Here is an 18,380-nt window from a genome sequence, read left to right as displayed (position 1 = left end):
CACTCCTCTTGCAGAACGCCTTATCGGCTCGGCCTCGGGCACGCCGGGTGCGAACCGGCGGTCACGAGCTTGTTCACGGCGGCCTTGGGGTCGCCGCTGGTCACCAGGCTTTCGCCGACGAGCACCGCGTCGGCGCCAGCACCGGCGTACGACATCAGGTCGCCGGGCCCGGTCACACCCGACTCGGCGATCTTGATCGTCTCGAAGGGTAGCCCCGGAGCGATCCTGCCGAAAACGTCTTTGTCCACCTCCAACGTGTGGAGGTTGCGCGCGTTCACCCCGATGACCGACGAACCCGCCTCCAGCGCACGGTCGGCCTCTTCGGCCGTGTGCACCTCGACGAGCGCCGTCATGCCGAGCGACTCGACCCGGTCGAGCAGCGACACCAGCGCGTTCTGCTCCAGCGCCGCCACGATCAGCAGCACCAGATCAGCGCCGTGCATCCGCGCCTCGTGCACCTGGTACGGCGACACGATGAAGTCCTTGCGCAGCAGTGGGATCTTCACCGTCCGGCGCACCGCGTCGAAGTCCGCCAGCGATCCGCCGAAGCGGCGCTGCTCGGTCAGCACGCTGATCACCGACGCGCCGCCCGCCTCGTACGCGGACGCGAGCTCGGCTGGCTCCGGGATCTCCGCCAGCGCGCCCTTGGAGGGGCTGCGGCGCTTGACCTCGGCGATGACACCCACGTTCGGCCCGCGCAGCACAGACATCACGTCAAGCGGCGGGGCTGCCTTGGCCGCGCGCTCCTTGACGACGTCGAAGGACAACTGAGCCTCGCGAGCGGCGAGATCCTCACGCACACCTTCGAGGATCGACTCGAGAACCGTCACAGTCTTGCTCCCCTTCCCGCTATGGGGATGCTAACCCCGGCGGAGTAATGCCCCAGCCACCGGGGGTTCGGTGTCCACGCAGCTAGCCATGGTTGTGCACGTGTCACATGCGTGAATGCGGATGAATGATCTTCACTCGTTCGAGGAAGGCCCGCGGGGGGTCTTATCGTCGGTTGGATCATCTCCACGCTCCAGCGCGCGCCACATGTCCGTCTCCGGGTCGTGCGAGCGGGCCTTCTGCCCGCCCACCCCGATCTTCGGCATCCGGGTCCCGAGCGCTACCTGAAGGCCGCCGGAGCCCGCCACGAGCACGCCTCCGGCGATCGCCAGCCAGTGGCCGGAGAACGCGGCGGCGATGCCCACGACGATCAGCAACGCGCCCAGCACGCGCCGGGCCACCCCGCTGACCGCCACGACCGCCGCGACAGCCGCGAGGCTCAGCAACGCCACCGGCACGAGGCCGGCGCCCCAGAAGGCACCCGCCGCACCCACCAGCAGGAGTGCGGCGATCCACAGTGGACGACTAGCTTTCAACAGCCGGCGCCATCGTCTGCGCGGTGGCGATCGCGGCCAGCACCGCGCCCGCCTTGTTCAGGCACTCGTTGTCCTCGGCCAGCGGGTCCGAGTCGGCCACGATGCCGCCGCCGGCCTGCACGTACGCCACCCCTTCGCGCACCAGGGCGGTCCGGATGGCGATGGCGGTGTCCGCGTCCCCGGCGAAGTCGAAGTAGCCCACAACGCCGCCGTAGAGGCCACGACGGGTGGGTTCCAACTCCTCGATGAGCTCCATCGCGCGCGGCTTGGGCGCACCGGACAGCGTGCCGGCCGGGAAGCACGCGGCGACCGCGTCGTAGGCGGTCTTGCCCTCGGCGAGCTCACCGGTCACGGTCGACACGATGTGCATGACGTGGCTGTACCGCTCGACCTTGAAGAAGTCGACGACGTGCACGGAACCCGGCTTGCAGACGCGGCCCAGGTCGTTGCGGCCGAGGTCGACGAGCATCAGGTGCTCCGCGCGTTCCTTGTGGTCGGCGAGCAGGTCCTTCTCGAGCAGCGCGTCCTCTTCGGGATCCTCCGCCCGCCAGCGGGTGCCCGCGATGGGGTGGGTGGTCGCCTTGCCGTCGCGCACGGTCACGAGCGACTCGGGGCTGGAGCCCACGATGTCGAACCCCTCGAGGCGCAGCAGGTACATGTACGGGCTGGGGTTCGTCGCGCGCAGCACCCGGTAGATGTCGAGCGCGTCGGCGTCGGTCTCGATCTCGAACCGCTGCGACACCACGATCTGGAACGCCTCGCCCGCCCGGATGGCCTCCTTGGCCTTCTCGACGGCCGCGAAGTGCTCGGCCTGCGAGCGCCGGCGCCGGAACTCGGGCTTCGGCCGCGCGAACACGGCGGCGGTCGGCGGCGCGGGCGTGTGCAGCTGCGTCGTCATCTCGTCGAGCCGCCGCACCGCGTCGTCGTACGCGGCGTCGACGCGCTCGGGCGAGTCGTCCCAGTTGATCGCGTTCGCGATGAGCGTGACCGTGCCCTCGTGGTGGTCGAGCGCCGCGAGGTCGGTAGCGAGCAGCATGACCAGCTCGGGGAGCTTCAGGTCGTCCTCGGCGATGTTCGGCAGCCGCTCCAGCCGCCGCACCGCGTCGTAGCCGATGTAGCCGACCATGCCGCCGGTCAGCGGGGGCATGCCGGGCAACGGGTCCGTGCGCAGCACCTCGATGGTCTCGCGCAGCGCCTGCAACGGGTCGCCGCCGTCCGGCAGCCCCACGGGCCGCGTGCCCGTCCAGAACGCCTCACCGCCGGTCGCCGTCAGCGCCGCCGAGGACTGCACGCCGATGAACGACCACCGCGACCAGGAGCGCCCGTTCTCCGCCGACTCGAAGAGGAACGTGCCGGGCCGATCGGCCCCGAGCTTGCGGTACAGCCCGACAGGGGTCTCCGCGTCCGCCAGCAGCCTGCGCACCACCGGGATGACCCGGCGGTTGACCGCCAGCTCCCGGAACTCCTCACGCGTTGGGCTCACGGCCCCCAGACCAACGGCGGCCACAGCCCCGATGACGCTCACCATGCCGGTAATTGTTGCATAAATTCAACATCTGTTGAACTATGACCCATGTGGAGCAAGTGAACCAGAAACGCCGAGGCCGCCGCGCCGCGGGCGAGGACACCAGGGCCGCCCTCGTCGCCGCGGCCCGCGAAGTGTTCGTGGAAAAGGGATACGACGGCGCCACGGTCCGCGCGATCGCCGCCAAGGCAGGCGTGGACGCCGCCATGGTCAACCACTGGTTCGGCGGCAAGGAGGGCCTGTTCGCCCAGGCCGTGCTGCAGCTCCCGTTCGACCCGGCCGAGATCCTCAAACGCCTGGTCGACGGCCCCGTCGAACAGGCGGGCGAACGCATCATCCGCACCTTCGTCACCGTCTGGGACGCGACCGGCGGCGGCACCTTCGCCGCGCTCATCCGCAGCGTCACCAGCCAGCAGGAGGTCGCGAACGCGCTGAAGTCGTTCTTCGTCAACGCGATCTTCAAGAACCTGCTGACGGAGATCGGCGCCGAACAACGCGAGCTGCGCGCCACCCTGTGCGCGACGCAGATGGTCGGGCTGGGCATCGTCCGCTACGTCGTCCACTTCGAACCGCTGGCGTCGGCCGACCTGGAGACCTTGGTCAAGGCCATCGCCCCGAACATGCAGCGCTACCTGACGGGCGACCTGGACTAGTAGTGCTTTGTCGGGTCCGGAGGGACGGACTTCCGCGACAGCAGGCACAGGCGACCCGATGGTCGCGCTCTCACGATGCCGCACCTGCAAGTTGGTTGTAGNNCCGACAAAGCACTACTAGCCGTCGGCGCCGAGCAGCACCGTGGCGTCGAAGCACGTGCGGTCGCCCGTGTGGCAGGCGGCGCCGACCTGGTCGACGAGCAGCAGCAGGGTGTCGCCGTCGCAGTCGAGCCGCACCTCGTGCACGTACTGGGTGTGCCCGGAGGTCTCGCCCTTCACCCACAGCTGCTGACGGCTGCGCGAGTAGTAGGTCGCGCGGCGGGTGGTGAGGGTGCGGTGCAGTGCCTCGTCGTCCATCCACGCCACCATGAGCACCTCACGGGTGTCACGTTGCTGGGCCACCGCGCAGACCAGGCCGTCCGGGGTGCGCTTGAGCCGCGCGGAGATGGCGGGATCGAGCGGGCTGCTCAACGGGGTCCTCCCAGGTGTTCACGAGCGGGTCCGGTGTTGAGCAGGACCACGCCGTAGATGTGCACAGCGGACAGCACGCCGGACGCGACGCGGGTCCACACCGGACCGTCGGCCAGCACGATCACCAGATGCAGCAAGGCGACGAGGACGAACACCACCATCGCCGGGTAGTGCATGAACCGCAGCCGCAACAACAACGAGGCCGCGACGAGCAGTTCGAAGAGCGCCACGAACGACGGCAGCTTCAGCACGTCGGCGTCGCCCGTCGACCTCCACAGGACCAGGCCGACGACGAAGAACACCAGCGCGCCGCCGAACGCGACCGCCGAGGCCACCCGCACCTCGACCGGCTTCATCGCACTACGACGCCCGCCTGGCGCAGGCCGTCCTTGACCTCGCCGATGCGCAGCTGTCCGAAGTGGAACACGCTGGCGGCCAGCACGGCGTCCGCGCCCGCGGCGACCGCTGGCGGGAAGTGGTCGATCGCGCCCGCGCCACCGCTGGCGATCAGCGGGACGTCGACCTCGCGGCGGACCAGTTCGATCAGTTCGAGGTCGAACCCGGCCTTGGTGCCGTCGGCGTCCATCGAGTTCAGCAGGATCTCGCCGACGCCCAGCTCCTGACCACGCGCGGCCCACTGCACCGCGTCGATGCCGGTGCCGTTGCGGCCGCCGTGCGTGGTGACCTCGAAGCCGGTGCCGCCGGGCACCCGCCGCGCGTCGACCGACAGCACGATGCACTGGGCCCCGTACCGCTCCGAGCACTCCTTGAGCAGCTCCGGCCGCGCGATCGCGGCGGTGTTGAGGCTGACCTTGTCCGCACCCGCGCGGAGCAGCTTGTTGACATCTTCCGGGCTGCGCACGCCGCCACCGACCGTGAGCGGGATGAACACCTGCTCGGCCGTGCGGCGAACCACGTCGAACGTCGTCTCGCGGTCCCCGCTGCTGGCCGTCACGTCGAGGAACGTCAGCTCGTCGGCGCCCTCGGCGTCGTACGCCCTGGCTAGCTCGACGGGGTCGCCCGCGTCGACGAGGTTGGTGAAGTTGACGCCCTTCACCACCCGGCCCCGGTCGACGTCGAGACAGGGGATGACACGGACCGCGACTGACATGCGGGAAAGCCTACAAGGGGCGTCCGGGCCCGACCTTGGGGACTACGCTGCGGCGCCATGATCACCGAGTTGGGCAAGGGCCAGTACCTGCTGCTGACGACGTTCCGCAAGGACGGCACCCCGGTGCCCACACCGGTCTGGGTCGCGCCCGGCCCGTCCGACGGTGTGATCTACGCCTGGAGCGCAAGGGAGACCGGCAAGGTCAAGCGGATCCGGCGCAGCGGGGACGTGGAGATCGGGCCGTGCGACCTGCGCGGTAACCCCAAGGGCGAGTCGATCAAGGCGCGCGCCCGGCTGCTGGACGACGACGCGAGCGACGACGTCCGCGCCCGGATCGTGAAGAAATACGGCTTCATGGGATGGCTGACGATGACCGGCAGCAAGCTGCGGCGCGGACGGACGGGCACGGTCGGCATCGAGATCACGCTGCCGAGCTGAACCCTCAACATTGACGGGCCCGAATCAATGTTGATTCGGGCCGTCCACATTGATTCGAGCCGTCCACGTTGACTCAACATTGATTCAACGTTGATCGGGCGTCGGCGACGGCGAATGACAACGTTGTCACCGTCCATGTTGATTGGGCGCATCCATGTTGATTCGCGCCGTCAATGTTGAGTCAACGTGGATTGGAAACGTCAACGTTGACTCAAACGTTGAGCGTCAACCCGAGGTTGACCGAGCGCTCAGCGTCAACCTAGAGTTGACGCATGATCCAGTTGACCGACCTCATCGTCACGGTCGCCCAGGAGACCGACGACGCCCTCGTGCGCCTCGCGAAGGCCGTCGAGATGAGCAGTCAGCTCAACGAGCTCGGCGACCACCTGATCGGCCACTTCGTCGACGAGGCACGCCGGGGCGGCGCGAGCTGGGCCGAGATCGGCGAGAGCCTCGGCGTCACCAAGCAGGCCGCGCAGAAGCGGTTCGTGCCCAAGGAGTCGCCGGAGCTCACCAAGCCGTCGACGGAGCGCTACACCCAGCGGTCGCGCCGGGTCATCGCGCTGGCCAGGCACCACGCGCGGTTCAGCGAGCGGATCGGCACCGAGCACCTGCTGCTCGGGCTGCTCGACGACTCCGGCGGGCTCGCGGCCAAGACCATCGCGAAGCTGGAGTCCGGCGACGGCAGCACCCGCATCGCCGTGCTGCACCGGCTCGAGAAGGAGCCGGCTCAGCGGCCCGAGAAGCAGCCGTACTCGACGCACTGCAAGAAGGCGCTCGAACTGGCGGTGCGCGAGGCGCTGCGGATGGGTCACATGTTCATCGGCACCGAGCACATCCTGCTCGGCGTGCTGCTCGAAGAAGGCGGGACCGCGGCCGACGTGCTGCACACCACCGGTGTCACGCACGTGGCCGCGGCCGCTCACATCGAGAAGGTCGTCAACGGACCGCAGCAAGTGCTTCCGGGAGCGTGAACGCACCGGCGTACAGGGCCTTGCCGATGATGGAGCCCTCCACGCCGTCGCGCGACAGCTTCGACAGCGCGACCAGGTCGTCCACAGTGGACACGCCACCGGACGCGATGACCGGGGCGTCGGTGCGGGCGCAGACCTCGCTGAGCAGCTCCAGGTTCGGGCCCGTCAGCGTGCCGTCCTTCGACACGTCCGTCACGACGTAACGCGCGCAGCCGTCGCGGTCGAGCCGGTCGAGGACCTCCCAGAGGTCGCCGCCGTCCGACGTCCAGCCGCGGCCCTTGACCCGGTGGCCCTGCTCGGTGATGCGGACGTCCAGGCCCACCGCGATCTTCTCGCCGTACGCCGCGATGGCCTTCGCGCACCACTCCGGGTCTTCCAGCGCCGCGGTGCCCAGGTTGACGCGGGCACAGCCGGTGGCCAGCGCGGCCTCCAGCGACGCGTCGTCGCGGATGCCGCCGGACAGCTCCACCTTCACGTCCAGCTCGCCGACGACGCGCGCGATCAGCTCGCGGTTCGAGCCACGCCCGAACGCCGCGTCGAGGTCGACGAGATGGATCCACTCCGCTCCGTCGCGCTGCCACTGCAAGGCCGCGTCCAGCGGCTCGCCGTAGTTCGTCTCGGTACCGGCTTCGCCCTGCACGAGGCGAACGGCCTTGCCATCAGCCACGTCAACAGCGGGGAGGAGTGTGAACGTCACCCGCTCAGCCTAGCGTCCCCCAGCACGAGGGCGGCCACGCGCTCCTGGGCGTCCGCGGTGCGCGTGAACTGCGCCGGAACGGGCGTGGCCAGGACACCCACGTACCTCGGGTACTGCTGGATCAGCGCGAGGTACATGTACTGGGTGCCGGCGAGGTCGGCGTCCGTCAGGTCCGCGCACGGAGCCTGCGGCGACCCCTCCGGCAGCAGGAAGAGGTCCTTGCCCGCGACCCGCTCCTCCAGCTTGGCCATGGTGGCCTCGACCGCGTCGTAGCCGGCACACGGCGCGCGGAAGCCGACGCCGTCGACCTCGGCCGGCGCCTGGAACGCGTCGTCGACCTGAGCGGCGGGCACCACGAGTACGACCTTCTTGCCGGGGAAGCGCTTCTTCAGCTGGCGCGCGGAGTCGGCGTCACCGGCCACGAACCCGTCGACGTGCCCGGCGGCCGTTGCCGCTGCCGGCTCGACGAGGTTCAGGTTGCTGTGACCACGCACGACCGGGGGTGACGCGCCGACGTAGCCGTAGTAGCGCAGCGTCGAACCGGGACGCTTGCGCAGGTCGTCGGAGTTCAGCCGCGCGATGCTCAGGTTGTCGACGAGCCCGGCGGTGCTGCCCGAATGTCCGAGGTAGACCCACTGCCGCGCGGTCGGCACCTCGGCGCCGAGCTTGATCGTCCGCCGCTCGCCGTTCACGGTGAGGTCGAGCGAGCTGCCGAACTTCAGCGTCACCTCGTAGGAGTCACGTGCCCTGACCGACGAGGAGAGCACCGGTTGCCCCGGCTGCGAGATCTCCACCTCCCCGTTGGCGCGCAACAGGAATCCGAGGTCGACGGCCGGATCGGACACGTCACCGGTGATGTTCGCCGACCGGCTGAGCACGATCGACGACCACCCGCCCGCCGCCGGGGTGAGCTTCGCCGAGAGCGCCGAACCGGTGGAGGGCGCGTCGAGGCGGACCGAGGTCCTGTCCCCGCGCAACGACAGAACTCCGGGCCGCCGCGGGTCGTTGACGTGCACGGAACCGCCGGCGACCTGGCTGTACGTGACAGCTCCGGTGCCTTGGCGGTGTTTGAGGTTGTCGTTCAGTCCCAACGTCAGCGACGTGTGCACGGCACCGTCGAAGTTGTCGTGGAACGGTGCCGATGCGGCGAGTGCGCCCCCAGGCACAGCAACGGAGGCAGCCGCGAGCGCGGCTACCGTCAGCAGTCGTGTGATCACGACAAGGTAGTCAACCAGTTCCGCAGCAGCTGCGCGCCGGCATCACCGGATTTCTCCGGGTGGAACTGCGTCGCCCACAGCGGCCCGTTCTCGACGGCCGCGACGAACTCGTCGCCCGCGTGGTCCGCCCACGTCACCAGCGGCGGCCTGATGTGCTCGGCCGGCTCCAGCTCCCACCTGCGCACGCCGTACGAGTGCACGAAGTAGAAGCGGGTGTCCTTGTCCAGGCCCGCGAACAGCTGCGAGCCCTCGGGTGCGCGGACCGTGTTCCAGCCCATGTGCGGCACGATCGGCGCCTCGAGCCGCTCGACCGTGCCGGGCCACTCGCCGCAGCCCTCGGTCAGCACGCCGTGCTCGATGCCGCGCTCGAACAGGATCTGCATGCCCACGCAGATGCCCAGCACCGGACGGCCACCCGCGAGGCGCTCGCCGATGATCCGGGCGCCGCGCACCGAGTTCAGGCCCTCCATGCACGCCGCGTACGCACCGACGCCGGGCACGACCAGACCGTCGGCGTCGCGCGCGGCCTTGGGGTCCGAGGTCACCTCGACATGGGCGCCGACCCGCTGAAGCGCGCGCTCGGCCGAGCGCAGGTTGCCGGAGCCATAGTCAAGAACGACGACGCGTGCCACGCCCACCAGGCTAGTCGGTCGGGGCGGCACCCTGCGTCACCGGTATGACCGGCAACACGGCGTTGATCGGCTTGCGGCGCACGAGCCGGCGCCTGAGCGCGACCATGATCCCGGCCATCCCCACGAGCAGCAGCGCGCCGATGAGGTAGTAGACGAACGTCGGGATGTGGAACAGCACCGTCACCAACGCCGCCAGGACGATCAACGGCAGGACGAGCGCCAACGGCCACATCTGCGAGCGCGGTGCTTCCAACGTCTGCAGCATGACGTCCGCACGGCCCTGTTCGGCGAGCTCGGCGACCTGCGCGACCTCGTGCAGTCCCGCCGCGCGGAAGAAGTCCGGGATCGCACCGACGCCGTTCTCGAAGTCGCGGATGCGCTCGAGCGGGGCCTTGCGGCTGGCCGGCGGGTACAGCGCGGTGAGCTTGTCGATGGCGTCGAGCTGCCACTTCTCCTTCTCGCGCAGGTTCACCAGGCCCGCGGTCGTCCGGTCGAAGAGCAGCCCGACCGGACCGGACTGCTTCGCCTGCGCCGACAACCGCAGGACGGCCTCGCGCGAGCCCCACATGGACGCGCGGCCGATCGTGGAGGTGAACAGGTAGAGAAGGGCGGCGTCGGCGTTCCAGACGGCGAGCGCGGCGCCGCTCCCGATCTTGCGCACCCTGTTCGCCATGTAGGCGGCCTCGTTGAGCTTGGTCGCCGGCGGAGGCAGCAGCACCGTGCCGGACTGCACCGGGACGAGCGCCGCGGGTCCCACGTTGCCGCTGTGCATGGCCTTCTGGAGCTCGGCGGCGTTCAACGGCGTCCAGATCAGCATTCTCACGCACAACATCATTCCGTACCGGGAGGCGGTCCAGTCCACACCGGACCGGGCCACATCGGATCCGGGCCGGGCACGAACCTGCCGCCCGTGCCGACTCCGGATCCGATGTGGCCCGGACGGCCACCCCCTAAACGACGCGAGAAGGCGCGCCGGTCCAGTCATCCCCCATGACTGCGAACATGCTTCTTCACCCCCTGAAGAAACTGCGCACAGCGCTCCCCAGCCCCACGACGTCGAGGTCGTGCGCGGCATCGTGATCCTCAGCCGTGCCGTAGTTGCGGAGCTCTGCGTGTCGTTTGACGCCTATACAACGCACACGGTGCGGAATGAGTTGCAGTGAATCCGAAATTAGATGAGAAGAAGTTCCTTCGAGGTACGGCTCCACCACCATGACGTCGGCATGGTCCGTGCCCTGCACCGCCTTGCGCAGTCCGTCCGAGTCGAACGGACGAATCGTCGAGGCGTACAGCACGGTGACATCGGCGCCCTCCGAGTCGACCGCCTTCAGCACGCGGTCGAGCATCGGCCCGACGGCGAGCACAACACCGCGTTTTCCGTGACGCAGCGCGGTGAAACCTTCACCGACCGGATACGCCTGGGTGTTCTCGTGCAGCGAAAGCCTGACGTAGACCCGGTTGTCGTCCTTCAACGCCTGCTGCAGCAGTGGCGTGACCTCGTCCGCGTGTCCCGGCACGTGCACGGTCCAGCCGGGCAGCGTGTCGAACAACGCGACGTCGCCAGGTGACTGGTGCGTGCGGCCCCACGCCGGGTCGTCGTAGGACGCGCCGATGCTCACGAACACCGCACCCACGTCCTGATGGCCGATGTCCAGCTTGATCTGCTCGTACGGCCGTTCGACGAGGAACGGCGCGTAGCTGTGCACGACCGGTCGCAGCCCAGCCAACGCCAGACCGCCCGCCACGCCCACCATGGTCTGCTCGCGGATCCCGACGTCCACGACGCGTTCGTTCTCCTGCGGGAACTCGTTGCTGGAGATCACCGCGGTCACCACGGCGATCCGCGGGTCGTTGTCGATCTCCTCGTTGACGGTCCGGACGAACGCCTGGCGCATCGTGGTCATCAGTAGCCCTTCTCGATCTTGGCGACCACCGCGTACGGGCGGTCGTGCGGCGCGGTCAGTGCGGTGAAGATGGCCGCGTGGTCGCGGCCGTCGACCTCGGTGGTCTGCCAGCCCTCGACGGCGAACCGCCGCGCGATGCCACCGGGCCAGCCGTGCATGGCGGACTGGTTGTCGATCACGATCGCGGTGAGGTTCGCGACGCCCAGCCTGGCCGCCACCGCGATGGCCTCGTGGTTGCTGCCCTCGTCCAGCTCACCGTCGCCGACCAGCACGAACGTGCGTCCGCGGCTCTTGCCGACGCGCTGCCCGATGGCGGTGCCCACCGCGATCGGCAGGCCGTGGCCGAGCGAGCCGCTGCTGATCTCGACACCGGGCACGAGGATCCGGTCCGGGTGCTGGCCGAGCGGGCTGTCCCACGACGTCCAGGAGTCCAAAATGGACTCCTCGATGAACCCCTTCTCGGCCAGCACGGCGTAGTACGCCATCGGCCCGTGGCCCTTGGAGAGCAGGAACCGGTCGCGGTCGGGATCGTCGACGGTGGCCGGCGTGACGTTGAGGACCTGGTCGTAGAGGACCCAGAGCACGTCGATCGTGGAAGCCGCAGCCCACTCGTGCTTCTCGTCCCCGGTCATCCTCGCGAACAGCTCTGGTATCCGTTGCATGGCACCAACTGTTCAACCTCGACCAAGCTGGAGGTCAAGCGGTTACCATGATCGGGTGAGCAAGTTGCCGGAAATGCTGACCATCGGCCAGGTCGCCGAACGCAGCGGCGTCCCCCACACCGCCCTGCGCTTCTACGAGGACCGCGGCCTGATCGCCTCCGTCCGCACCGCGGGAAACCAGCGGCGCTACCAACGCTCGGTGCTGCGCCGCCTGGCGTTCATCCGCACCGCGCAACGCGTGGGCCTCACCCTGGAGGACGTCCACGGCGCCCTCGCCCAGCTGCCCGACAACCGGACGCCGACGAAGTCCGACTGGGAACGCCTCTCCCGCTCGTGGAAGACCGAACTCGACGCCCGGATCGACGCGCTGTTCCGGCTGCGCGACCGGCTCTCCGGCTGCATCGGCTGCGGCTGCCTGTCGTTGCGCAGTTGCGCGCTGCAGAACATCGACGACGAGCAGGCGTCACACGGGCCGGGCGCGCCCAAGCTCAAGCCCGTCCTGGAGGGCGGCACCCTCTAGCCAGTCGCGGACGGCCTTCAGATATCCGTCGGGATCGTCGGCGTGCAGCATGTGCCCGGTCTCTTCCAGCACGACGGCGCGCGCCCGCGGGATCAGGTCCAGCGTCGGCTCGACCAGGCTGACCGGGAACGTCATGTCCTGCCGTCCGTGCAGCAACAGCACCGGGATGCCGAGTTCCGCGATCCGCTGGGCGGCGTCGGGCAGCCGCGGCGACACCAGACCGCCGGCCTGCAGCTGCCGAACCCACTCGGCGCCGAACCGGACCTCCTCCAACCGGCGCAGGTAGCCCGGCATCGCCTCGGCGCGCCACACGTTGGCCGGCGCCGCCGCGAACGCCTCCGCCCGCACGCACTCCTCCGGCGACAGGTCCTGGCGCTGCCACGGGTCTTCCTGGCGGGCCAGGACCTCGTCCCGCTCCGTCCAGCCTGCGAAGGCGTCCGGTGGCACCGGCAACACGCTGGAACCCGACACGATCAGGCTGCGCACGCGGTCCGGATGCGTGATCGCGAACCGCTGCGCCACCGTGCCGCCGTATGAGTGCCCGAGCACGTCCGCACGTTCAACGCCGAACTCGTCCAACACCCGCACGAGGTCCCGCACCACACCGTCCGGGTGGTACTCGGGCACCCGGCCCGATCGCCCGCATCCACGCAGATCCGGCATCAGCAGGCGGCAGTCGAGGCGCTGCAGCGGGTCGCGCAGGTAGCTGTGGTCCCAGTCCGGACCGCCGTGAATCGCGAGCAACGTCCGGTCGCCGGTGCCCTCCTGCCACCCCACGAAGATGTCGACCTCGCCCGGCACCACCCGATCACGCCACACGCCGCGCCTCCCGCAGTTTGAGACCACACCAGAACAGCAACACCAACGCGATTCCGCTGAACACGTAATCGCCCACCTCGGTCCCACCCAGCTCCGGCTTCACCGGGAACGAGCACCACACGTAGGTCAGCACGGCACCGGCGGCCAACGCGAACCGGTGCCGCTGATCCCACCCGTCCAGCCGCGACCACCGCGTCACCACCAGCGCCCCGAGCCCCACGACCACGCACCAGATGACGACACCGATCCACTCGAACCAGTCGGCGCCGATCAGCGTCACCGACCCCCAGTACGCGCTGGTCCCCGCCAGCGACACCCACCCGGCCAGCCACGGCGAGGGCGCGGATCCCGGCAACGGCGGAAGCGGCCGGACGCGAAACGCCAGCACGATCAGCAGCACGATCGCCACGCCCGCGTACCCGAACTGCCACCACCGGGCCATGAAGTGTTCCTCGGCGTAGTTGCCGTAGAACACGAACGCCGACCCGGCCAGGAAGAGCAGCCCGACCACGACCAGCCCGCGCGTCCGCAGCCACGGACCACGCCGCGACAACGTCTCGACCAGCGCGATCGGCACGCAGATGCTCCAGATCGTGTGCAGCGCCAGGATCGACTGCACCACCTCGACGCTCGTGCCCAGCAAGGGCACGTAGGACGGCCCGGTCAGGTAGTCGTGGCCCGCGTAGGAGTGGTTCCAGATCAGCTGGTCGACCGGGCCCTCCTCGATCAACGCGTAAGCCGCCGCCAGCAGGAACATCGACGGCCAGCCGCCGGCGCGCCGGCCCAGTTCGCGGACCAGCAGGGCGCCGCTGCCGTACAGCGGGGCGAGCAGCAGACCGAGCCCCATGCCCGTGATCGGGATGTTGCCCAGGAGGAACTCGCCGACGAACGGCGCGAGGAAGAACAACCCCAGTACCGGCCACACATGATCCATCGAACCGCAAAACAACTGGACGCGCTGTGGTTTCCTGAGCGGGAAATGGAAGAACAACGAATGATCCGCCTCTCGAAGCGGATGTCCAAGGCGCTGCGGCACCAGCCGGAGCGCGTCGGCCTCACCCTCGACCCGGCCGGCTGGGTGCCGGTGGCCGACCTCCTGACCGCGCTCGGCGTCTCCGAGGCCGACCTGCGCGAGGTCGTGGCGCGCAACGACAAGAAGCGCTTCACCATCGACGGCGACCGCATCCGCGCGAACCAGGGACACAGCGTCGAGGTCACCCTCGGCCTGCCCGCCGCGGTGCCGCCGGACCAGCTGTTCCACGGCACTGTCGCGCAGTTCCTCGACGACATCATGCGCGACGGACTGCGCCCGATGTCACGGCACGACGTGCACCTGTCCCCCGACGTCGAGACGGCGCGCAGGGTCGGCGCACGCCGCGGCAGGCCGGTGATCCTCACCGTGGACGCCAAGGCGATGCACGAGGACGGCCACGAGTTCCAGCTCAGCCCCAACGGCGTGTGGCTCACCCAGCACGTTCCGGCGCGCTACTTGGACACCACATGAAAAAGATCGTCGAGGCCGGCTACGACTCCATCGCGGAGCACTACCTCACGTGGTCCGCTCAGATCGCCGACGACCCGCGCGCCCACTACCTGGACGAGCTCGACCGAAGGCTCGGCGACCACGCCAAGGTCCTCGAACTCGGCTGCGGCGCCGGCGTTCCGAGCACCCGCAAGCTCGCCGAACGCCACGACGTGCTCGGCGTCGATCTGTCACAGCAGCAGCTCGACCTCGCCCGCGCCAACGTGCCCAACGCGCGGTTCGAGAAAGCCGACATGACCGCGCTCGACTTCCCGGACGGTGAGTTCGACGCCATCGCGGCGTTCTACTCGATCCTGCACGTGCCGCGTGCCGAACAGCCCGCGCTGATCGCGAAGATCGCGCGGTGGCTCAAGCCCGGCGGCCTGTTCCTGGCCTCGCTCGGCGTCGGCACCCCGGACGTCACGGAGAACTGGCTCGGCGTCGAGATGTTCTTCGGCAGCAACACTCCCGCGAGGAACCGGGAACTGCTCGCGGAGCACCTGGAGATCGTCGTCGACGATCTGGTGACCATGCACGAGCCGGACCCAGCGACGTTCCACTGGGTCCTCGCCCGCAAGGTCTAGAAGAGCCAGAGCACCGCGCCGCCGACCGCGACGACGGTCAGCACCAGCAGGATGACCGCCAGGAACTTGGCGGTCTTCCACGTCGCGTAGACACCACCGCCCAGGAAGCCCGCGAGGGCCAGCAGGCCGATGACGACGACTTCCTTCGGCATCTACAGCACGCCCTTGGTCGACGGGATCCCGCCGACACGCGGGTCGGGCTCGACGGCCGCACGCAGGGCGCGCGCGATCGCCTTGTACTCGGCTTCCGCGATGTGGTGCGGGTCGCGGCCGTACTCGACGCGCACGTGCAGCGCGATCTGGGCGTGGAAGGCCAGCGACTCGAACACGTGGCGGTTCAGCACGAACGGGTAGTTGCCGCCGATCACGAAGCTGTTGAACTGCTCCGGCTCGCCGCGGTGGACGGTGTACGGGCGGCCGGAGACGTCGACCGACGCGTGCGCGAGGGTCTCGTCCATCGGGATCCAGCAGTCGCCGAAGCGGCGGATGCCCTTCTTGTCCCCCAGCGCTTCCCGCAGCGCCTGGCCCAGCACGATCGCGATGTCCTCGACCGAGTGGTGCGCGTCGATCTCGACGTCACCGGTGGCGCGGACGATCAGGTCGAAGCAGCCGTGCACGCCGAACGCGGTGAGCATGTGGTCGTAGAACGGCACGCCGGTGCTGATCTCGACCTGGCCGGTGCCGTCCAGGTCGATCTCCACGTAGACCGACGACTCCTTGGTGGTGCGTTCCACCTTGCCCACACGACTCACCGGCTGACCTCCTTGCTGGCCGCGAGGAAAGCGTCGTTCTCCTCGGGCGTTCCGATGGTCACCCGCAGGTGACCCGCGATTCCGACGTCCCTGATGAGCACGCCGTGGTCCAAATAGGACTTCCAGACCTCACGTGCGTTCTCGAACCAGCCGAACAGCACGAAGTTCGCGTCCGAGGGCACGACCTGGAAACCCTGATCCGTCAACGCCGCGACCACGCGGTCGCGTTCGGCCGCCAGCAGCGCCACGGAACCCAGCGTCTCGGCGGCGTGCCGGAGCGACGCCCGCGCGGCCGCCTGCGTCAGCTGCGACAGGTGGTAGGGCAGGCGCACCAGCTGCAGCGCGTCGACCACGGCCGGAGCGGCGGCGAGATAGCCCAGGCGCCCGCCGGCGAAGGCGAAGGCCTTGGACATCGTGCGCGAGACGATCAACCGCGAGCCGTACTCGTCGAGCAGCTTGATCGCGCTCTCCTGCGGGGAGAACTCCGCGTACGCCTCGTCCACCACGATCATGCCGGTCGACGACGCGATCAGCAGCCGCAGGTCCTCCAGCGGGATCGACTGACCGGTCGGGTTGTTCGGCGACGTCACGAAGACGACGTCCGGCCGCGTCTCGGCGATGACCGCGGCGGCCTTCTCCACGTCCAGCGAGAAGTCCGCGCGGCGCGGCGTCGGCGCCCACTCGGTGCGCGTCCCGGCGGCGATGATCGGGTGCATCGAGTACGACGGCTCGAAGCCCAGCGCCGTCCGGCCGGGGCCGCCGAACGCCTGCAGGATCTGCTGGAGGATCTCGTTGGACCCGTTGGCGGCCCACACGTTCTCGGCCGTCAGCGTGACCGAGGTGGACTCGGTCAAGTACGCCGCCAAATCCTCGCGCAACGCCACCGCGTCACGGTCCGGGTACCGGTGCAGCTCGCCCGCGATCTCGGCGACCGCCGCCACGACGTCCGCGGCCAGCGCGTCCGTCGGCGCGTACGGGTTCTCGTTGGTGTTCAGGCGATACGGAACGTCGAGCTGCGGCGCGCCGTAGGGCGTGCGGCCGCGCAGGTCCTCGCGCAGGGGCAGATCCGAAAGCTCCACCCGTGCGCCGACAACAGGCTTCATCGGGAGAACCTCGCTGTGACAGCCTGCCCGTGCGCGGGCAGGTCCTCCGCGTTGGCCAGCGCGACGACCTTGTCCGCGACCTCGCGCAGGGCTTCCTCGGAGTAGTCGATCACGTGGATGCCGCGCAGGAACGTCTGCACGGACAGCCCGGACGAGTGCCGCGCGCAGCCACCGGTGGGCAGCACGTGGTTCGAGCCGGCGCAGTAGTCGCCCAGCGACACCGGCGAGTGCGCGCCGACGAAGATCGCGCCGGCGGACCGGATCCGCGCCGCCACCTCGCGCGCGTCACGCGTCTGGATCTCCAGGTGCTCGGCGGCGTACGCGTCGACAACCCGCACACCTTCGTCCACAGAGGACACCAGCACGCACCCGGACTGCTTGCCGCCCAGCGCCGTGCGGATCCGCTCGCGGTGCTTGGTGGCACCGATCTGACGCTCCAGCTCGGCGTCCACCGCGTCCGCCAGCTCGACGGAGTCCGTCACGAGCACCGAAGCGGCCAACGGGTCGTGCTCGGCCTGGGAGATCAGGTCGGCGGCCACGTGCACGGCATCGGCGGACGAGTCCGCGAGGATCGCGATCTCGGTCGGCCCAGCCTCGGAGTCGATGCCGATCAGACCGCGCAGCAACCGCTTGGCCGCCGTTCCGTAGATGTTGCTGGGACCGGTGACGACGTCGACCGGGGCCAGCTCACCGCCGTCGGTGTCCACGCCGCCGTACGCCAGCAACGCCATGGCCTGCGCGCCACCCACCGCCCACACCTCGTCGACGCCGAGCAGCTCGGCGGCAGCGAGGATCGTCGGGTGCGGCAGACCGTCGAACTCGGCCTGCGGCGGTGAGCACACCACCAGCGACTCGACGCCGGCGATCTGCGCGGGCACGACGTTCATCACGACCGTCGACGGGTAGACCGCGAGGCCACCGGGCGCGTAGAGACCGACGCGCGCGACCGGCACCCACTTCTCGGTGACGGTGCCGCCGGGCACGACCTGGGTGGTCGTGTCGGTGCGGGTCTGGTCGGCGTGCACGCGCTGGGTGCGTGCGATGACCTCTTCCAACGCTTCGCGCACGGCCGGGTCCAACGAGGACAAGGCGGACGAAAGAGCTGAAGCGGGCACACGCACAGAAGCGGGACGAACACCGTCGAACTTCTCCGTGTACTCCAGCGCGGCCTCGACGCCACGAGCCGCCACCTCGTCCACGATCGGACGCACGTGATGCAGTACCGCGTCCACGTCCACCTCGGCGCGCGGCACGGCGGCGCGCAACTGAGCGGGAGTCGTGGTGCGACCTCGCAGGTCGATGCGGCTGAGCATGCCTTACAGGGTAGTTCCTGCCGAATTCTGTCAACGGTCAGCCCGCTATCGGCGCTATCTCCGCAAGTGACACCAGAGCCAGGCTCGGTTCAGCACCACTCCGTCGCAAACCCCTGCTG

The 18,380-nt window shown here is 69.4% G+C and carries 24 protein-coding genes; 6 read left to right on the top strand and 18 right to left on the bottom strand.

What is annotated here, in order from left to right; genetic code table 11:
• Positions 1 to 20: 20 nt before the first annotated feature.
• From trpC to B0F77_RS31820, 3 genes are all read right to left on the bottom strand, one after another.
• Complete coding sequence (gene trpC, locus B0F77_RS31830; RefSeq protein WP_086666704.1) at positions 21 to 830, bottom strand: indole-3-glycerol phosphate synthase TrpC; 810 nt, start codon at positions 828 to 830, stop codon at positions 21 to 23.
• 132 nt (positions 831 to 962) lie between these two features.
• Positions 963 to 1,364, bottom strand: coding sequence for a Trp biosynthesis-associated membrane protein (locus B0F77_RS31825; protein WP_245848916.1), 402 nt, complete (start codon positions 1,362 to 1,364; stop codon positions 963 to 965).
• Positions 1,354 to 2,892 carry an anthranilate synthase component I gene (locus B0F77_RS31820; RefSeq protein WP_086666702.1) on the bottom strand — a complete coding sequence of 513 codons (1,539 nt, stop codon included), beginning with the start codon at positions 2,890 to 2,892 and terminating at the stop codon, positions 1,354 to 1,356. Before B0F77_RS31820 ends, B0F77_RS31825 begins: the two co-directional genes overlap by 11 nt.
• A gap of 38 nt (positions 2,893 to 2,930) precedes the next feature.
• Here B0F77_RS31820 and B0F77_RS31815 point away from each other — a divergent pair, with 38 nt between their 5' ends.
• Positions 2,931 to 3,542: a TetR/AcrR family transcriptional regulator gene (locus B0F77_RS31815; RefSeq protein WP_086666701.1), complete on the top strand. Its 612-nt coding sequence runs from the start codon at positions 2,931 to 2,933 to the stop codon at positions 3,540 to 3,542.
• 117 nt (positions 3,543 to 3,659) lie between these two features.
• Here B0F77_RS31815 and hisI read toward each other — a convergent pair whose 3' ends face one another.
• From hisI to hisF, 3 genes are read right to left on the bottom strand one after another with little or no spacing between them, the layout of a single operon-like run.
• Positions 3,660 to 4,013: a phosphoribosyl-AMP cyclohydrolase gene (hisI, locus tag B0F77_RS31810; RefSeq protein ID WP_086666700.1), complete on the bottom strand. Its 354-nt coding sequence runs from the start codon at positions 4,011 to 4,013 to the stop codon at positions 3,660 to 3,662.
• A complete protein-coding gene (locus B0F77_RS31805; protein WP_086666699.1) occupies positions 4,010 to 4,369 on the bottom strand; it encodes a hypothetical protein in 360 nt (119 codons plus the stop codon). The genes hisI and B0F77_RS31805 overlap by 4 nt, the downstream gene beginning before the upstream one ends.
• A complete protein-coding gene (gene hisF, locus B0F77_RS31800; RefSeq protein WP_086666698.1) occupies positions 4,366 to 5,124 on the bottom strand; it encodes an imidazole glycerol phosphate synthase subunit HisF in 759 nt (252 codons plus the stop codon). Before hisF ends, B0F77_RS31805 begins: the two co-directional genes overlap by 4 nt.
• A 57-nt stretch (positions 5,125 to 5,181) precedes the next feature.
• Here hisF and B0F77_RS31795 point away from each other — a divergent pair, with 57 nt between their 5' ends.
• Together B0F77_RS31795 and B0F77_RS31790 are read left to right on the top strand one after the other, a co-directional pair.
• On the top strand, positions 5,182 to 5,562 hold the full coding sequence (locus B0F77_RS31795) for a PPOX class F420-dependent oxidoreductase (RefSeq protein WP_086666697.1): 381 nt from the start codon (positions 5,182 to 5,184) through the stop codon (positions 5,560 to 5,562).
• Between the two features lie 272 nt (positions 5,563 to 5,834).
• Positions 5,835 to 6,536: a Clp protease N-terminal domain-containing protein gene (locus B0F77_RS31790; protein WP_086666696.1), complete on the top strand. Its 702-nt coding sequence runs from the start codon at positions 5,835 to 5,837 to the stop codon at positions 6,534 to 6,536.
• Here B0F77_RS31790 and priA read toward each other — a convergent pair.
• The 6 genes from priA to B0F77_RS31760 form a co-directional block, all read right to left on the bottom strand.
• On the bottom strand, positions 6,502 to 7,233 hold the full coding sequence (gene priA / locus B0F77_RS31785) for a bifunctional 1-(5-phosphoribosyl)-5-((5-phosphoribosylamino)methylideneamino)imidazole-4-carboxamide isomerase/phosphoribosylanthranilate isomerase PriA (protein ID WP_086666695.1): 732 nt from the start codon (positions 7,231 to 7,233) through the stop codon (positions 6,502 to 6,504). The two genes, B0F77_RS31790 and priA, sit on opposite strands and share 35 nt — an antisense overlap.
• The gene (locus B0F77_RS31780) at positions 7,230 to 8,450 is read right to left on the bottom strand and encodes a hypothetical protein (protein WP_086666694.1); all 1,221 of its coding nucleotides are present in this window, start codon (positions 8,448 to 8,450) and stop codon (positions 7,230 to 7,232) included. Before B0F77_RS31780 ends, priA begins: the two co-directional genes overlap by 4 nt.
• Entirely contained in the window at positions 8,447 to 9,082 is a 636-nt protein-coding gene (gene hisH, locus B0F77_RS31775; protein ID WP_086666736.1) for an imidazole glycerol phosphate synthase subunit HisH, read from the bottom strand. The genes B0F77_RS31780 and hisH overlap by 4 nt, the downstream gene beginning before the upstream one ends.
• A gap of 10 nt (positions 9,083 to 9,092) precedes the next feature.
• Positions 9,093 to 9,905, bottom strand: a complete 813-nt coding sequence (locus B0F77_RS31770; protein WP_143466992.1) for a hypothetical protein — start codon at positions 9,903 to 9,905, stop codon at positions 9,093 to 9,095.
• A 187-nt stretch (positions 9,906 to 10,092) separates the two neighbouring features.
• Positions 10,093 to 10,986: a transketolase family protein gene (locus tag B0F77_RS31765; RefSeq protein ID WP_086666692.1), complete on the bottom strand. Its 894-nt coding sequence runs from the start codon at positions 10,984 to 10,986 to the stop codon at positions 10,093 to 10,095.
• Positions 10,986 to 11,648 carry a thiamine pyrophosphate-dependent enzyme gene (locus tag B0F77_RS31760; protein WP_245848915.1) on the bottom strand — a complete coding sequence of 221 codons (663 nt, stop codon included), beginning with the start codon at positions 11,646 to 11,648 and terminating at the stop codon, positions 10,986 to 10,988. The genes B0F77_RS31765 and B0F77_RS31760 overlap by 1 nt, the downstream gene beginning before the upstream one ends.
• A 73-nt stretch (positions 11,649 to 11,721) precedes the next feature.
• Here B0F77_RS31760 and soxR point away from each other — a divergent pair, with 73 nt between their 5' ends.
• Positions 11,722 to 12,168: a redox-sensitive transcriptional activator SoxR gene (soxR, locus tag B0F77_RS31755; protein ID WP_245848921.1), complete on the top strand. Its 447-nt coding sequence runs from the start codon at positions 11,722 to 11,724 to the stop codon at positions 12,166 to 12,168.
• Here soxR and B0F77_RS31750 read toward each other — a convergent pair.
• Both B0F77_RS31750 and B0F77_RS31745 read right to left on the bottom strand, forming a co-directional pair.
• Positions 12,112 to 12,987 carry an alpha/beta fold hydrolase gene (locus tag B0F77_RS31750; RefSeq protein WP_086666690.1) on the bottom strand — a complete coding sequence of 292 codons (876 nt, stop codon included), beginning with the start codon at positions 12,985 to 12,987 and terminating at the stop codon, positions 12,112 to 12,114. The genes soxR and B0F77_RS31750 overlap by 57 nt on opposite strands.
• Complete coding sequence (locus B0F77_RS31745; protein WP_086666689.1) at positions 12,977 to 13,921, bottom strand: hypothetical protein; 945 nt, start codon at positions 13,919 to 13,921, stop codon at positions 12,977 to 12,979. Before B0F77_RS31745 ends, B0F77_RS31750 begins: the two co-directional genes overlap by 11 nt.
• Positions 13,922 to 13,966: 45 nt before the next feature.
• Here B0F77_RS31745 and B0F77_RS31740 point away from each other — a divergent pair, with 45 nt between their 5' ends.
• Positions 13,967 to 14,491, top strand: coding sequence for an RNA 2'-phosphotransferase (locus B0F77_RS31740; RefSeq protein ID WP_086666688.1), 525 nt, complete (start codon positions 13,967 to 13,969; stop codon positions 14,489 to 14,491).
• Positions 14,488 to 15,093 carry a class I SAM-dependent methyltransferase gene (locus B0F77_RS31735; RefSeq protein WP_086666687.1) on the top strand — a complete coding sequence of 202 codons (606 nt, stop codon included), beginning with the start codon at positions 14,488 to 14,490 and terminating at the stop codon, positions 15,091 to 15,093. Before B0F77_RS31740 ends, B0F77_RS31735 begins: the two co-directional genes overlap by 4 nt.
• Here B0F77_RS31735 and B0F77_RS48755 read toward each other — a convergent pair.
• Genes B0F77_RS48755 through hisD form a run of 4 tightly spaced genes read right to left on the bottom strand, consistent with a single transcriptional unit; the run spans position 15,090 to position 18,261 of the window.
• The gene (locus B0F77_RS48755) at positions 15,090 to 15,245 is read right to left on the bottom strand and encodes a hypothetical protein (protein WP_169731008.1); all 156 of its coding nucleotides are present in this window, start codon (positions 15,243 to 15,245) and stop codon (positions 15,090 to 15,092) included. The genes B0F77_RS31735 and B0F77_RS48755 overlap by 4 nt on opposite strands.
• The gene (hisB, locus tag B0F77_RS31730; RefSeq protein ID WP_086666686.1) at positions 15,246 to 15,845 is read right to left on the bottom strand and encodes an imidazoleglycerol-phosphate dehydratase HisB; all 600 of its coding nucleotides are present in this window, start codon (positions 15,843 to 15,845) and stop codon (positions 15,246 to 15,248) included.
• Entirely contained in the window at positions 15,842 to 16,948 is a 1,107-nt protein-coding gene (locus tag B0F77_RS31725; protein ID WP_086666685.1) for a histidinol-phosphate transaminase, read from the bottom strand. The genes hisB and B0F77_RS31725 overlap by 4 nt, the downstream gene beginning before the upstream one ends.
• Positions 16,945 to 18,261, bottom strand: coding sequence for a histidinol dehydrogenase (gene hisD / locus B0F77_RS31720; protein WP_086666684.1), 1,317 nt, complete (start codon positions 18,259 to 18,261; stop codon positions 16,945 to 16,947). Before hisD ends, B0F77_RS31725 begins: the two co-directional genes overlap by 4 nt.
• Positions 18,262 to 18,380: the final 119 nt, after the last annotated feature.

The organism is Lentzea kentuckyensis (genome assembly GCF_002150765.1).
GTDB lineage: Bacteria > Actinomycetota > Actinomycetes > Mycobacteriales > Pseudonocardiaceae > Lentzea > Lentzea kentuckyensis.
The sequence above is the reverse complement of the archived record's forward strand: the minus strand, read 5'-3'. Positions and strand labels throughout refer to the sequence as shown.